Source organism: Anaerococcus sp. AH8042_DFU013_CI05 (genome assembly GCF_047936775.1).
Lineage (GTDB): Bacteria > Bacillota > Clostridia > Tissierellales > Peptoniphilaceae > Anaerococcus.
The window spans coordinates 1,223,991-1,238,535 of record NZ_CP175954.1 but is presented as its reverse complement, the minus strand read 5'-3'; the positions used below and the strand labels follow the sequence as shown (position 1 = coordinate 1,238,535).

Annotated in this window: 14 protein-coding genes and 3 pseudogenes; 11 read left to right on the top strand and 6 right to left on the bottom strand. The window is 31.5% G+C overall.

From position 1 onward, the window contains the following. Position 1 precedes the first annotated feature (1 nt). The 3 genes and pseudogenes from ACKRLN_RS06380 to ACKRLN_RS06370 all read left to right on the top strand — a co-directional run bounded on the left by ACKRLN_RS06380 (position 2) and on the right by ACKRLN_RS06370 (position 3,788). A complete protein-coding gene (locus tag ACKRLN_RS06380) occupies positions 2-820 on the top strand; it encodes a pyruvate, water dikinase regulatory protein (RefSeq protein ID WP_296140567.1) in 819 nt (272 codons plus the stop codon). Positions 821-832: 12 nt separating this feature from the next. After that, positions 833-2,365 carry a glutamine-hydrolyzing GMP synthase gene (gene guaA, locus ACKRLN_RS06375; RefSeq protein WP_416334638.1) on the top strand — a complete coding sequence of 511 codons (1,533 nt, stop codon included), beginning with the start codon at positions 833-835 and terminating at the stop codon, positions 2,363-2,365. Between the two features lie 571 nt (positions 2,366-2,936). After that, a pseudogene (locus ACKRLN_RS06370) lies at positions 2,937-3,788 on the top strand (MerR family transcriptional regulator). Positions 3,789-4,072: 284 nt separating this feature from the next. On the opposite strand, the gene ACKRLN_RS06365 reads toward ACKRLN_RS06370, so the two are convergent. After that, positions 4,073-4,225 carry a hypothetical protein gene (locus ACKRLN_RS06365; RefSeq protein ID WP_296140557.1) on the bottom strand — a complete coding sequence of 51 codons (153 nt, stop codon included), beginning with the start codon at positions 4,223-4,225 and terminating at the stop codon, positions 4,073-4,075. 37 nt (positions 4,226-4,262) lie between these two features. Continuing rightward, positions 4,263-5,264, bottom strand: a complete 1,002-nt coding sequence (locus tag ACKRLN_RS06360) for an FRG domain-containing protein (RefSeq protein WP_296140554.1) — start codon at positions 5,262-5,264, stop codon at positions 4,263-4,265. A gap of 589 nt (positions 5,265-5,853) precedes the next feature. On the opposite strand from ACKRLN_RS06360, the gene ACKRLN_RS06355 reads away from it, so the two are divergent. The 4 genes from ACKRLN_RS06355 to ACKRLN_RS06340 are packed head-to-tail and all read left to right on the top strand — an operon-like array spanning position 5,854 to position 7,934. Next, entirely contained in the window at positions 5,854-6,204 is a 351-nt protein-coding gene (locus tag ACKRLN_RS06355) for a hypothetical protein (RefSeq protein WP_296140551.1), read from the top strand. 3 nt (positions 6,205-6,207) lie between these two features. Beyond that, the gene (locus ACKRLN_RS06350; RefSeq protein WP_296140548.1) at positions 6,208-6,549 is read left to right on the top strand and encodes an SIR2 family protein; all 342 of its coding nucleotides are present in this window, start codon (positions 6,208-6,210) and stop codon (positions 6,547-6,549) included. Further along, positions 6,546-7,361, top strand: a complete 816-nt coding sequence (locus ACKRLN_RS06345) for a hypothetical protein (protein ID WP_296140545.1) — start codon at positions 6,546-6,548, stop codon at positions 7,359-7,361. Before ACKRLN_RS06350 ends, ACKRLN_RS06345 begins: the two co-directional genes overlap by 4 nt. 33 nt (positions 7,362-7,394) lie before the next feature. Then, on the top strand, positions 7,395-7,934 hold the full coding sequence (locus ACKRLN_RS06340; protein WP_416334637.1) for an ATP-binding cassette domain-containing protein: 540 nt from the start codon (positions 7,395-7,397) through the stop codon (positions 7,932-7,934). Positions 7,935-8,000: 66 nt separating this feature from the next. Here ACKRLN_RS06340 and ACKRLN_RS06335 read toward each other — a convergent pair whose 3' ends face one another. Genes ACKRLN_RS06335 through ACKRLN_RS06320 form a run of 4 tightly spaced genes read right to left on the bottom strand, consistent with a single transcriptional unit; the run spans position 8,001 to position 11,880 of the window. Beyond that, positions 8,001-8,795, bottom strand: coding sequence for an ABC transporter ATP-binding protein (locus tag ACKRLN_RS06335; protein ID WP_296140539.1), 795 nt, complete (start codon positions 8,793-8,795; stop codon positions 8,001-8,003). Then, the gene (locus ACKRLN_RS06330) at positions 8,792-9,802 is read right to left on the bottom strand and encodes a FecCD family ABC transporter permease (RefSeq protein WP_416334636.1); all 1,011 of its coding nucleotides are present in this window, start codon (positions 9,800-9,802) and stop codon (positions 8,792-8,794) included. Before ACKRLN_RS06330 ends, ACKRLN_RS06335 begins: the two co-directional genes overlap by 4 nt. After that, entirely contained in the window at positions 9,777-10,802 is a 1,026-nt protein-coding gene (locus tag ACKRLN_RS06325; protein ID WP_296115258.1) for a FecCD family ABC transporter permease, read from the bottom strand. The genes ACKRLN_RS06330 and ACKRLN_RS06325 overlap by 26 nt, the downstream gene beginning before the upstream one ends. After that, complete coding sequence (locus ACKRLN_RS06320; RefSeq protein WP_296140533.1) at positions 10,792-11,880, bottom strand: iron-siderophore ABC transporter substrate-binding protein; 1,089 nt, start codon at positions 11,878-11,880, stop codon at positions 10,792-10,794. Before ACKRLN_RS06320 ends, ACKRLN_RS06325 begins: the two co-directional genes overlap by 11 nt. Before the next feature lie 207 nt (positions 11,881-12,087). On the opposite strand from ACKRLN_RS06320, the pseudogene ACKRLN_RS06315 reads away from it, so the two are divergent. The 4 genes and pseudogenes from ACKRLN_RS06315 to ACKRLN_RS06300 form a co-directional block, all read left to right on the top strand. Continuing rightward, positions 12,088-12,474, top strand: a pseudogene (locus ACKRLN_RS06315) (ribosome biogenesis GTPase YlqF); the annotation flags it as partial. Positions 12,475-12,781: 307 nt separating this feature from the next. Beyond that, positions 12,782-13,590, top strand: a pseudogene (locus ACKRLN_RS06310) (DNA helicase); the annotation flags it as partial. Between the two features lie 72 nt (positions 13,591-13,662). After that, positions 13,663-14,124, top strand: coding sequence for a hypothetical protein (locus ACKRLN_RS06305; protein WP_296140524.1), 462 nt, complete (start codon positions 13,663-13,665; stop codon positions 14,122-14,124). Further along, positions 14,114-14,488: a hypothetical protein gene (locus ACKRLN_RS06300; RefSeq protein ID WP_296140518.1), complete on the top strand. Its 375-nt coding sequence runs from the start codon at positions 14,114-14,116 to the stop codon at positions 14,486-14,488. The genes ACKRLN_RS06305 and ACKRLN_RS06300 overlap by 11 nt, the downstream gene beginning before the upstream one ends. Positions 14,489-14,545 lie beyond the last annotated feature (57 nt).

Sequence of the window (14,545 nt, the reverse complement as noted above, 5' to 3'; positions counted from 1 at the left end):
TATGGATGATGCATTAACTATATTTATAATCAGCGACTCAACTGGAGAAACTGCCGAGACCTATTTAAAGTCAGTTACTACCCAGTTTCCTGATCTAAGCACTAGAGTCATAAGAAGACCAGATGTTAAAACAAAAGAAGAAATAGATGAAATTTTTAAGCAAATTCCTAAGTATTCGATAATTGTGCCAACAATGGCTGATAAAAACTTGGCAAATTACATTTGTGATTTGGCCAGAGAAAAGAATATAGAAGTGCTGGCAATCCTAGAAGAAGGCATTAGAGCCTTTGAAAAAGTCACAGGTCAAAAGGCAGTTAGGCAAGTAGGGCTTACAAGAGCCCTTTCTAAAGACTATTTTTCTATGATAGAGGCCATAGAATTTGCCATCCAATATGATGATGGCAAAGATCCTAGAGGATTTTTAAAATCTGATATAGTCTTGCTTGGAGTAAGTAGAACTAGCAAAACTCCAACAACTATGATTCTTGCAACCAAAAATTATAAGGTAAGCAATTTGCCTTTAGTGCCAGAATCAAGACTACCAAAAGAGATTTTTGATGTGGATTCCGATAGGCTAATTGGTCTAATAATAGATCCAGAAAAGCTTGTAAATATAAGAGAAGACCGCTCAAAAGAACTAGGTTTTGAAGGAGAATCAAAATATTCAAAACAAAACCGTATAAATGATGAGCTAGATTATGCAAAAGAAGTATTTAAAGACCTAGATTGCAAGGTTATAGATGTGACAAACAATACCATTGAGCAAACCGCAACACAGATAGTAGAATATTACAAATCCAAATTTGAAGATAAAAAGTAAAAGGGAGAGAAGATGAGTTTAAACAAAATTTTTGTACTAAATTTTGGTGGCCAAACCGACCAACTTATCGTAAGACGCGTGCGTGAACTAGGCGTTTACGCAGAGCTTCATCCATGCGATGTTAACTTGGACACACTTGATTTAGAGGGACTAGCAGGAATTATCCTAACAGGCGGCCCACAATCAGTAAATGATGAAAATTCTTTAAGAACAGACAGCAAATTATTTGACCTAGGAGTACCAATTTTAGGTATTTGCTATGGTTTACAATACATCAACCAATATTATGGTGGTCAAATCGAAACACCAAAAAACGGTGAGTACGGTAAAACACCACTATTAGTAGATAACAAAAGCGAAATATTTAAAAATGTACCACAAGAATCCACAATTTGGATGAACCACAGAGATAGGGTAAGCAAAATTGCTGATGGATTTAAGAAAACTGCATGGACACTTAACTGCCCAGTAGCAGGTATGGAAAACAAAGAAAAAAATATCTACGCAGTACAATTTCACCCAGAAGTAGTTCACTCAGAATACGGTAAAGAAATGCTAGAAAGTTTTGTAATAGACATCTGCCATGCAGAAAAAACATGGAAAATGGATGACTTTGCAGAAAGAATCATAGCAGACATCAAAGAAAAATATGCTGGAGAAAAGATGATTTGCGCACTTTCTGGTGGAGTAGACTCATCTGTAGCAGCAACCATTGTTTCAAAAGCAATAGGTGATGATCTTCAATGTATATTTGTAGACCACGGTCTCCTACGTAAAAACGAAGCAGATGAAGTTATGGAAACTTACAAAAACTTAGGACTAAATGTCAAAAAAGTAGACGCAAGTGCAGAATTTTTAGAAAAACTAAAAGGCGTAGATGATCCAGAAACAAAAAGAAAAATCATTGGTAACCACTTTATAGAAGTATTCGAACGCGAAGCCAAAGAATTTGGCGAAGCAAAATACCTAGTCCAAGGAACAATCTACCCAGACGTAATTGAATCAGGAAAAGATAAGGCAAGTGTAATCAAATCCCACCACAATGTAGGTGGTTTGCCAGAAGATATGCTTTTTGAAGGCCTAGTAGAACCATTGCGTGATTTATTTAAAGATGAAGTAAGAGAACTAGGAGAAGCAATCGGTGTACCACACGATATGGTATGGCGTCAACCATTCCCAGGACCAGGACTTGCAATCAGAGTGATCGGAGAAATCACAGAAGAAAGACTAGAAATAGTAAGAGAAACAGATGCAATCCTAAGAGAAGAAGTAAAAAACCACGGCCTAAACGAAGACATCTGGCAATATTTCACAATATGGACTCCAATAAAAACAGTAGGAGTAAAAGGCGATGCCAGAGTATACGAAAATGTAGTAGCAATCAGAGCAGTAGAAACAACTGACGCAATGAGCGTAGAAGCAGCAGAACTACCATTCGAACTACTACAAACCCTATCAAGCAGAATGATAAACGAAGTATCTGGAGTTGGTAGAGTAGTGTATGATATAACATCTAAACCACCTGGGACTATCGAATGGGAGTAATCCCATTCTTGTGGGTGGAAAATGCGAAGCATTTTTCATCTTTGAGATAAGCTAATGTGCAAAGCACGTTAGCGAATTCAGAGAACTAAGCGAAGAAACTCAAAAAAGAGTTTCTGAGAGGATTATATGTGGGATTAAAATTGGAACATTTGTAAAAAAGACTAAATTGAATAATAGTTCCAAGTGGTTTACATTTGGACAAAAGATTAGACCGTAGCTTTCTAGCTGCGGTCTTTTTGCGTACATATACTTATTTTGAAAATATAGATCTTATATATAATTATGTAGGTTGTTATAAATTAGATTGTTTATTAAGTAAAAAAATAGTGAAAATATATAAATACCATAACAGGATATTTGAGGAGACATTTAGATTATATAGTAAATAAGTAAATTATGCGACAATAAAATGTCGGTTTGAATAAGATTTATCAAAAAGAAAATAAGTACTTTGCAAAAATGTTGAGACACTGTTTTGGTTTATAGATACGTGGGAATTTTATATAGTGTATAGGGCTTGACTTGTCCGTTGGGGACCGTATTCTCCTTTAATCAAAGGAGGTAGATAGCCATGTTAAGAAGTGAAATTCAAAAAGAAATGGGGCTAACTAGGAAGGCAATAGAGTATTATGAGGATAAAGGACTTATCCATCCTCAGAAATCTGAGAATGGTTATAGAGACTATAGTACTAAGGATTTAGAAATTCTGAAAAAGATATTTATATTTAGAAAATTGGGAATGAGTATCTCAGATATTTATCAGTGTATATCGTCAGGTGGTGATAGTCTGTCTTCTGCTTTAAGGGAAAAACAACATCAATTGGACCTTGATGAAAAAAGGAAAGTAATACTAGAAATGATTGTTAAAGGAAAAAGCGATGAACTAATCAATGAGAAAGTTTCACTACTTGAGATGAAAGAAACTATCTATGAAAAACTAGAAATTGCTTTTCCAGGATATTTTGGACAAATGTTATTTGCTGCCTATCAACCGTTTTTAAATGAACCATTAGAAAATGATGGTAAGAATTCGTTTTTCAAATATATAGATTATCTTGATAGACTTCCTTCGTTTGAATTAACTGAAGAAGAGAAAAAATATATTTAGAAGATTAGCTCACCCTTTGATATGAAAATCTTAAAAGATGTAAATCAGGCTAAACTCGATGCTATTGAGAATCCAGAAAAGTGGATGCAAGATAATGAAGATGTAATTTCTCAATATGAAAAATATAAAAATAGTAAAGAGTATCAAAATAGCATGATGAAACAGATCCAGGAAAAGCTTAAAAACTTTATGAAGGAAAATCAATATTATGAAATAGCAATTCCACTTATTAGAAAATTTAGCAAGAGCTATGATAATTACTATAAGAAATTGCTAAAGGCAAATGAACAGTATCTAAATAATAAATATCAATAATCATAGGTAAGCACTTACTTGTACTTAGTAGGTGCTTTTTTTATGCCCAAATGTAAAGAGTTTCGGGGTTAAGAGAAATAGTTTAATTATATCAAAGACGGTTAGAAATTAGAAAAAAGAACCTAGTATTTTGAACGGTTTAAGATGTACCGTACATTTTAAAAGAAGAATGGGAGTAAAATTACCAGCATATAAAATAAAAACATTATTAATAAACATAAGAAATTAAGACCACTTACATTTTAATAAAAGTGCTCTTAATTTAATTATATAAGATATTCATTTCATATTTTATATTTTTCTTTTATGTATTGAGCAATATTATCAGAATCTGGGTATATAAATTTTCTATTTATACCTATATTATCTAGTTCATGAAGTATTTGTTTTTTATTACTTATTACAATCTCATATTCATAATCAATCTTCTGTACCACCTGCTTAATCCCATTAATATTTAAAGTGGAGCTTTGTTTAGACGAAGGTAAGTTTTTTTTCAGTACATAATTGATATAGAAATAAACCCTCTTGATTTTTCCGTCTATCAAATTTTATAGAAGATTTGTAAACTATTTTTGGGAATACGGGAAAGTTATAATCACGTATTTCATAAGCTATTATAAAGAGTATAATTAAAGGCTTATAATCTAATTTATTTATCCTATCAAGATAAGGGTTACCTTTATTAATATCGGTACATATAGTGATTTCTCTGACAAATTTTAGATAAAATTTCTCAAGTTCATTTCTGTCACTCGATTTATAATATTTATCTAACAGATTCATCAATTCTATTATTTTTTCTTCATTTTTATGTATATTATAATCTTCGTGTATAACTGTGTTCTTAAAGCCTTTTTCATGAGCTTCTAAGATATATTTACATAATTTTAATTTCGAATAAATATTATTACTACTTATATAAGCCTTATTGAGTGACGCTTGAGCTAAGAAGTCAATCACAATATTTTTAAAAAAAGTTGAATTTGGGATTTTTAAAATTTTTCCTCCAGTTTCTTGAAAATGGCTTCCTATATCCTTAAATTCACTATTTATAGAGACTATATCACTTTCTTTATTATACATTTTAGAAGTTAGTGGATCGGCTATACCTAGATCATTATTTATAGCATATATTATTCCATTAGAATCTATATCTTTTTCACAAGCGAAATATAGTGCTACTATTGGATTTTCAGTTATATCTAATAGTTCTGTTGGCAATCCATGATGTTGACAATAAGCTATAAAACTTTCTCTACTATCACTGTATAACATGTATCCAACTTCTCTAAAGTAATCTTTCCTTGCATATTGTAGCTTGCTTCTAAATTGTGTTTTTCTATAGCCGCTAGCTAATAAAGGCTTTTTGTACTTCGCGCCCTCTCCTCTAAAGAAAAATTTATTTCCATTTGATATTATTTCTTGAAGAACTTCCATAAAACTAATTAAGCCTGTTATTTCAAATTTTTTCATGTTATAATTATACCTTTTAATAATCTTTATAATACCTTATAGAATTGTTAGATAATGCATATTTTGTTTATATATTTTGATAATACAAACTAGTGTGTGCTTAAGTTAAGTAAAAATAATGTTCTAGAATTAATAATAAAGGCGTATGGATATACTTATAATCAAACCTATGAATTAAAGATTAGGACTTTATTATAAAAAACATTAAAAGCAGAAGTGATATAACAACAAATATTTGAACAATAATATAATATTAGATATTCTTCCTGGTTTGAATAATGTATATTAATTTATTTAGAATTCTAGATCAAAATAAAAATAAACAAGATTATTATTATTCTGATGAAATTTTAAAATGGTGAAACTCTGATGTAGAATTGTTTGAAAAAGAAAATATTATTCCATGAATGATTGAACAAATAATAATGATAGGTGATTATGATAACCGTAAATTGTTATTATAACTATGGATTTTAGTAAAAATATATTATGATTAGAGTAAGAGGTATAATTTAGAAATTATATCAGGAAATAAATCAACAGTAATTAAAATAAGAGTAATAGTGGGCACACTAATGAAAGGATAATAATGATAATAAAAGATATTGAGTATCCTGAATTATTGGTAGAAGCAATAAAAAATGATAAACTTGTGATTTTTTGTGGAGCGGGTATATCGATGAGTGAACCTACCAAACTACCTAGTTTTAATGAGCTTTCGGACAAAATAGCTGAACTGACTAATCAAGAAAAAAGAAATGATGAATCCGATGAGCAATACTTAGGAAGAGTTGAAAATTTAGGTCATGAGGCACGCACTTTAGTTTGTAATATACTTACTGGATCTGAACTTCAGCCTAATACAAATCATGAAGAATTGATTGATTTTTTTAAAAAAGACATTCGTATTGTAACAACGAATTATGATATTATGTTTTAAAGTGTGTTAGAAAAAAAGGATAGAAAAGCAAAAATATATTCATATCCTGCACTTCCTTATGGTGATCAATTTAGTGGAATTATTCATTTGCACGGTGACGTTAATTGTCCTTCAAATATAGTACTTTCAGATTCTGATTTTGGAAAATCTTATATGTATTATGGAAATGTAACATCATTTTTAAGAAGTCTATTTGAGTCAGAATTTACTGTACTTTTTATTGGCTATAGTTATAGTGATATTGTAATGAAGTATTTCACAAGGTCTTTACCAGACTTATCTGGTAAAAAAGATATATTTTTACAAGTAAAGACCAAGCTAGTAATTATAAATTACTGGGATTGACCCCTATAATTCATGAAAAAAACAATTATAAACAAATATATGATTCTTTACTTAGAATATCAAATTTAGTAACCAGAGATGGTAATAGCTGGAGCTTAAGAATTAAAGATATTTCGGAAGAAGTGCCTAATAAAATAAATGATGAGTTTGATTTTGAAATTAGAGAAATATTAAATAATATACATTACTCAAACCAATTTTTTGCAAAAATAAAGGGCAAGGAATGGCTTTCCAAAGAAATAGTTGTCAATGAAACTGGTTTGTTTATAAAGTTTTGCTACGATAAAAATTTTATATTGAACTATAAACTACAGATAGAAATTATAAAAATAATGTTTAATCAAAATACTAAACTTGAAAAAATAGAAAAATTAGTTAATTTAATCGATTTTAATAACTTAGAATTTATGAGTGTAAAGCACTTATTAGATATTTGCTATTTAAATATGCCCAAATTAGATTTTGTTGCAAGTAAAATTTATTCTTCGAGTTTATCATTCATATTAAATAAAAAAACAATTATCTCCGAAGAGAAAATAGATATAGATTTTAAATTCGATAACTATGAAAGTGAATGCTTGTGGAATAAGTACAAATTGTTTAGTAATAAATATTATATAAATATATTAAATAGTATCTCAAATCAACTTTATAACTTGAAAAGATATAAAACAATGGGATTTAATATCGAGGAATTTGATTTTATTTCTTTCTATCCAAGATTTGAAGAGTATATAAGCAATCTTCAACAATTTATTGTTATTTTCAAAGAGCTTTTATTATGTATGGATAATAAGGATAAAGAATATTAGTGTAAATCATATATTTCATCAGATATTCCTATATTGGTAAGATCTGCTTTATTAATTTTAAGGCACATTCCTAAGCTTACGGGTAAAGAGAAGCTAGAGTTATTAAAATCTAATAACATTAAAATCCTTGATATAAACTTTAAGGAAGAGTTATTTTGGTTATATACAGATATTTTTCCTTCATTAGATGATAACGATAAAAGAATATTTTTAGATGAAATAATGAATGAAGAAAAACTTGATGAAACTATAAAAAAATCTGGGCTCTCTCCTTTGATAGATAATTTGGAAGATGGTTTACATACAATAATTAAAGATGCTGGCTCAAACCTATCTGGAGGAGAGAGGCAAAGAATTGAAATCGCAAGGGCTCTTTATAAGGACAATCCGATTATCCTAATAAATGAAGTGACATCTGCCCTTGACCTTAAGATGGCACTTGATATCGAAGAAATTTTTGCAAGACTCGATAAGACAGTAGTTTCAATTTCCCACAGGAGGGATATTGATTATAGCAAATATCATGGAAAGATTATCGAAATAAAAGATAAAAAACCGATGAAGTTTTTGTAAATAAAATATAAAATAACCACCACAGGCAAATAAATTATCAAGTCAAAATCTGTGGTGGTTATAATTTTATTGGCTATTATTATGTCGTCCTATTGGAACAATCATAGGACTTTTGCTAACTGGGTCAGTTATTATTTTAGCTTCCATATTATATATATCTTTAATTAGTTTGTCATTTAATATATTTTCTGGTTTTCCTTCTGCTATAAGCTTGCCATTTTTTATTGCAAATAAATAATCGGCGTACCTACAAGAAAGATTAATATCGTGGAGCACCATGACAATTGTCGTAGAGTATTTTATATTGAGATCCGTTAGGATATCCAATACTTCGACTTGGTAGGCTATATCGAGATAAGTAGTTGGTTCATCCAAAAGTAGGATATCTGTATCTTGGGCAAGAGCCATAGCTATCCACACTCTTTGCCTCTGGCCGCCTGAAAGCTCATCTACAAACCTATCCGCCAAGTCGGTAATATTTGTCATCTCCATAGCTCTATTTATTACAGACAAATCTTCATTACTTAATGGTTTAAATGATTTTCTATATGGAAATCTACCCCTAGCTATGAGGTCAGCTACAGTGATTGATTCTGGAAGAATAGGAGATTGGGGTAAAAGCCCTAAATCTTTGGCGAGGTCTTTTAATTTGTAATCTTTTATGTTCTTATCATCTAAAGTAACTCTGCCATTTTGTATTTCAATAAGGTTGGCTATAGTTTTGAGAAGGGTAGATTTGCCACACCCATTAGATCCAATAATTACCGAAATTTTGCCTTTAGGAATAGACAAGTTAATATCTTTTAGGATTATTCTATTGTTATAGCCACTGGATAAGTTTATGGCTTTTAGTTCTTTCATATAGCACTCCTTTTGTTCATTTTTATTATAAGGTATAGGAGATATGGGGCTCCAATCAGTCCTGTTACTACACCTACAGGATACCTTGCAGGTAAGAAATTAGTACTTAGCAAATCTGAAGCAAGCACTAGGCATATCCCTACAAGTCCTGTAAGAATAGGGTCTTTCTTTTTACCTAGTCCTAGGGCAATAGGTCCTGATATAAAAGAAATGCACGCAATGGGACCGGTAACTGATGTTGAAAATGCAGTTAGACTCACACTCAATAGGATTAAAATCATCCTAGATAAGTCAGGGTTAATTCCTAAACATTGACTATAGCTATCTCCTAATTCTAAAATTTCAAGTCTTTTTTTGTAAGTAAGAATCATTATACTAATAATAAAACTTGTAATTACCATAAAAGAAAGGTCATTTAGCTTGGCATAGGATAGAGATCCATTAAGCCATCTCATAACTTCTCCAAGATCATATTTACTAGACTTAAGTAAAACGAAAGAAATCATTGCCCTAAGCATCGCCTGGAAACCAATCCCAATTAGAACTAGTTTGCTTGTAAAAAAGCCGTCTTTTTTTGATAAAAAGTATATTGCCAAAGCAACAGATATTCCAGCAATGGTAGAAATTAGACCAGTGGTATATTTATTAGTTTTTAAAAAAGCTATGCAAATAACAGCAGCAAGAGATGAGCCACTAGTGACGCCTATTATGTCTGGACTGGCAAGAGGATTCCTTAGCATGGTTTGAAAGACAAAACCTGCTAGCGCAAAGGAAAAACCGGCGCTAATTCCTGCTACAAGTCTTGGAATTCTTAATTCAAAAATAACAAAAGAAGCGAGATTATTAGTTTTATCTAAGCATATATTTATAAGTTGAGAAAAAGAATAGGTTTTATCTCCAAGACTTAGAATAAGGAAACTAGCCACAAGGATTAAGATTAAAAACAATAATCTTAGTAAACGGATTCTTCTATTTCTTTTTCTAATTCCCTGAAGAAGATTTTCCACCAAATCCCCCTTTCTTTTTTAGACAAACATATATTAGGATGGGACCACCAATAATAGCGGTGATAATTCCTACTTCAATTTCACTTGGTCTTGCAATTATCCTTGCTAGTATGTCACAGTATAATAGCAGCATAGAACCTGATATAGCTGATATGGGTATAGTGAAACTTAGGTTTGAACCAAACAATATCCTAACAAAATGTGGCACAATAAGCCCTACAAAGGAAATAGGGCCACCGATAGCAGTGCAGGATGCACACAAGATTACAGAGGCCAAGGAGCCTAAAAACCTACATAAGCCAACCCTTGCACCAAGTGACTTTGCAAGTTCATCTCCAAGTGATATGGCATTTAAACTAGGGCTTATTGCAAAGGCAATCAGATGTCCTATTGCTATAAATGGCAAGAGAATAAGTACTGACTTCATAGTTGCAGGACCAAGACTACCTACCTGCCAAAATCTAAATTGATCCATGATATTGTTGTTGGGCAGGAGAAGAAAACTAACAAGTGAAGATAGGGCAAGGCTTGTGGCAGTTCCTGAAAGAGCAAGTTTGACAGGAGTTAAGGCACTTTTTCCTGAGGATGCTATGGCATACACTAGACCAAAGGCCAAAAATCCACCAACTATAGCTGAACTAATATAAGCAATGGATGATGAAATACCAAAAAAACATAGACCTACTACAACTGCAAGACTTGCCCCAGTATTTATTCCCAGGATAGATGGGTCAGCTATTGGATTTCTACTAATAGTTTGCATTAGAGCTCCACTTACAGCAAGAGATGAACCAGCTAATATTGCAAAAATTGTTCTTGGGATTCTTTTTCTGATGACTGACACACCGAAATCATCAGCCTTATAATGTATATTAAAAGCAGATAGCAGCTCTTGAAAGCTGCTATCTCTGCTACCTAAGCTTAGTGATAAAAATATTCCCACTATTAAGCATAAGCTTATCAAAAAGATAAATCCAATATTTATTTTTTTACTTTGCATTTTTGCACGCATTGCCTAGTAAATCAAGATAATCATTTATTGCGTAAGCTATGGACAAAGGTGTTGGTATACATGATGCTGCAAGAGGGGTATTGTCAGGAATCACAGCTACAGCTCCATTTTTAACAGCCTTTAGTTTACCAAATAAGGGATCATCTTGGAGAGTTTTAAGGGTTGTGTCATCCCCATATGTTATTAAAATATCTGCATCATCAATTTTATTTGCTTCTTCACTGGATAACTCAGCAGTAAAACTATCATCTTTTTCAAATTCTTTAAGAGAAGATGGAAATTCTAAACCTAGGTCTAAAAGGTAAGCTACCCTAGGGTCTTTTGATGTAAAAATCCAAAATTTTGATGGGTCGGCTTGGTTAACCATAATAAATACTGCTTTTTTGCCCTTGATTTCTGGATGTTTTTCGACATTTTCGTTGATTAGTTTTTCAGTTTCGCCAATTAGCTCCTCGCCTTCTCTTTCCATACCCATAGCTTTAGAATCAATTTTTACCATATCTCTCCAAAGAGTTTGCCAAGGTTTATCAGGATAGGCTGCTACTGGAGCTATCTTTGAAAGAGTCTTATAGTCATCTTCTGTAATTCCAGAATAACCAGCAAGGATTACATCTGGTTTTGCATTTGAAATAGCTTCAAAATTTAGTCCATCAAGGTCATCGAAAATTTCTGGACTTCCATTAAGGTCTTTAATTTGTTTTTCTGCCCAAGGGAGAATATCCTTTCCCTTTTCTACTCCGTAATTTTCCTTAGAAAATCCAACAGGAACAATACCTAGGCTTAAAGGAACATCTTGATTTCCCCAACCGATGGTAGCTATTCTTTGAGGTCTTTTCTCTATTTTTGTTTCACCAAAAGCGTGTTTTAATACAATTTCAATAGGTTGACTATCGCTAGAATCGCTTTTATCGTCTTCCTTTTTAGCATCTTTATCATCTTGACTAGATGTTTGTTCAAATTTGTTTTCTGATTTTGTATCATCTTTATCATTAGCAGCTTGGTTTCCGCAAGCACTTAGGCTGAGAGATAATACTAGTGATATCAGAATAAATAATTTATTTCTCATTGATAATGATTTCCTTTCTCAATTATTTCGATTCCATTTTATCATTTTTACTTTTTATGTCAATAATTTTTTAATTTTAATTTTTTAATGTTAAAAGGTAAGTTTATATAAAGAAAAATGTTAGAAAAAATATTAAAAATAACATATAATGTAGTAATATTTAAAATTTGTTTTAAGTCTGATCTAATATTATAGAAAAGAGTATATATGGCACTTAATATAAATTGGTATTCTGGTCATATGAAAAAGACCAAGGAGGAGATTGAAAAAAACCTAAAGCTGGTTGATATAGTTTTAGAGATTATAGATGCGAGGATTCCAGAATCTTCGAGAAATCCGATGCTTGATGATATTTTAGCAGACAAGCCTAGGATGATTATCATGAATAAGTCAGACCTGGCAGACCCATTAGAAAATCAAAAGTGAATTAACAAGTTTAAAAACGAAGGGATTGTGGCCCTGCCAATGAATTCTAAGGAGCGAATCAACGTTGGCAAAATCTATGATATAGCTAGGGAAATTCTTTCTGATAAGTTTAAAAAACACGAGGAAAAGGACATTAACAATCCCCTTATTAGGATGATGATTGTGGGCGAGGATGATTTGATGTGGGATAGCCTTGCTATGGAAAATAAAATAAAGGAACAAAACCCTAAGGCAAAGATCTATTCTTATAAAGGAGCAGGGCATATATTTGCAGGCAATGGTATTTTAGATTTAGGAAAAATTAGAGTTGCGACAGGGTGAACAGCTGAAAGCAATGAAAAAGCAAAAAGTGAATCAAGAAAAACTATTGATGCTTTCTTAAAAGAAAACCATAAATAGAAAATTACTTGGGTATTTAAGGACGGTAGAAATTTAAAATCTATCGTCTTTTTTTGCTCTAAAAAGAAGGTAGGAAATGCAAGTAAATGATTTTAAGAATATACAAGAAGCTATAAAGTATGAAGTTTTGCAAGATGAAAATGAATATTTACAACTCTTAAAGGTTATAGGAAATAATCAGAAATATGATTTTTCTAGCCAACTAAGTATATTTAACAAGGAACCTGAAGCTAGAGCTTGTGCAACCTTTGATATGTGGAAGAAATATTTTGGAAGAGTTGTTATGAGGGGTCAAAAGGGAATTCCAATTTTAGTTGGAAGTGATGTAAACAAAAAAGTTTCATACATTTTCGATATTAGTCAAACCACATCAATGGATAGGAATATCAATGAGGTTAGCTTATGGCAGTTTGATCACGAAAATCATAACGAGGCTTTAAAAGAAATAATAAGAGATTATTCATTTGAAGATAGTGATTCACTCAATGAAAATATATTTTCTTTGAGTCGAATTTATGGAGATGAATATATTAACTTGGCTCTTGCTGATTTGAGAATAGATATAGAGGATAGACTTAGTTTTGAAAAGTTTATGAGAGACTCAATATCCTATACAGTAGCTAATAGGTTTATACAGTCTATCCTATGGATATGGAAAATTAAAAAAATAAATTTTCTAGGATTAATACAATTTCTTTAGAACAGATAGGTCTTGTAATATCAAGGGTTAGCGAAGATATTATAGATAGCACAATAGAAAAATCTAAGGAAATGGATCGTGCTAGGCTGCTGACAGAAAGGGCCGATGCCGACTATAATAAAGATATAGAAAATATAAATGAAGATAGAGGAGGTCAAGATGATTATTTGTTTGTAAAAAATAGATATCTGAAGTTCTTATATCATACACCTTTCATTAAATATATTTACTAACGCAAATCATAGAAAAGAGGAAATATGGTAAAAGTTGTTGTATTACTAATGTTAATTGTTCCAAGCTTTTATAACTTCATAGTCCAAAGAAAAAATAAAATTAGGGTAAAGAAGAATTCAAATCTATGGTTTATCTTAGCGATTTTTGCCTTTATTACGAGCATTTTCTGGTATAGGTTAGATAGGAGCCTTATGGGTTTTCTGATTCTGCTATCTGCAATCTTGCTTGCATACACTATAGAATTTTTACCAGGTATTGGCGAAGATGGTATCATTGTTTTAATGGGGTCTACTCCTATCTTAAAATTCATTAGCTTTAATCAGATAAAAGATGTAAGCTTTGTAGAAAATTATAATGACATTAAAATTAGCATAAATGCATTTGGAAATAAATATAAGCAAGTTTATGAATTGAAAGATAGGGATGAAATAATAAAAATCTTAGATAAAAATAGATTGATAAAAAGAGATATAGATGTTAGATAACAAGGGCTTTGACCTATGGGCGGATGATTACGACAAAAGCGTTGGCATATCAGACGATGACAATTCCTATCCTTTTGCAGGCTACAAGGAGATTTTAAATAAGATTTACAATGAGGTCCTCTCCATAGAAGCTAAAAATCTTTTGGATATTGGATTTGGTACTAGCCGACTTTATGAAAAAGGCATAGAGATATATGGCAAGATTTTTCAAAAGAGATGGTTGTTATTGCAAAAGAGAAAATGCCCGATGCGACTTTATATTTCAAGGATTTTTCAGAAGGGTTGGATGAAGAGCTTCTTGCAAATAAATATGATGCAATATTTGCAACATATTCCCTCCTCAAATAACACAAGCCGCATATAAGCTAAAAGAAAGTTATCATGGTGGAGTTAGCCAATTGCCAATTAGCTTAAACGAAGG

Coding starts and splice junctions, on each gene's coding strand:
- ACKRLN_RS06335 (WP_296140539.1), bottom strand. CDS start 8,795: ATGAAAGAACTAAAAGCCATAAACTTATCCAGTGGCTATAACAATAGA.
- ACKRLN_RS06320 (WP_296140533.1), bottom strand. CDS start 11,880: ATGAGAAATAAATTATTTATTCTGATATCACTAGTATTATCTCTCAGC.
- ACKRLN_RS06305 (WP_296140524.1), top strand. CDS start 13,663: ATGGTAAAAGTTGTTGTATTACTAATGTTAATTGTTCCAAGCTTTTAT.
- ACKRLN_RS06355 (WP_296140551.1), top strand. CDS start 5,854: ATGATAATAAAAGATATTGAGTATCCTGAATTATTGGTAGAAGCAATA.
- ACKRLN_RS06300 (WP_296140518.1), top strand. CDS start 14,114: ATGTTAGATAACAAGGGCTTTGACCTATGGGCGGATGATTACGACAAA.
- guaA (WP_416334638.1), top strand. CDS start 833: ATGAGTTTAAACAAAATTTTTGTACTAAATTTTGGTGGCCAAACCGAC.
- ACKRLN_RS06325 (WP_296115258.1), bottom strand. CDS start 10,802: ATGCAAAGTAAAAAAATAAATATTGGATTTATCTTTTTGATAAGCTTA.
- ACKRLN_RS06380 (WP_296140567.1), top strand. CDS start 2: ATGGATGATGCATTAACTATATTTATAATCAGCGACTCAACTGGAGAA.
- ACKRLN_RS06360 (WP_296140554.1), bottom strand. CDS start 5,264: ATGAAAAAATTTGAAATAACAGGCTTAATTAGTTTTATGGAAGTTCTT.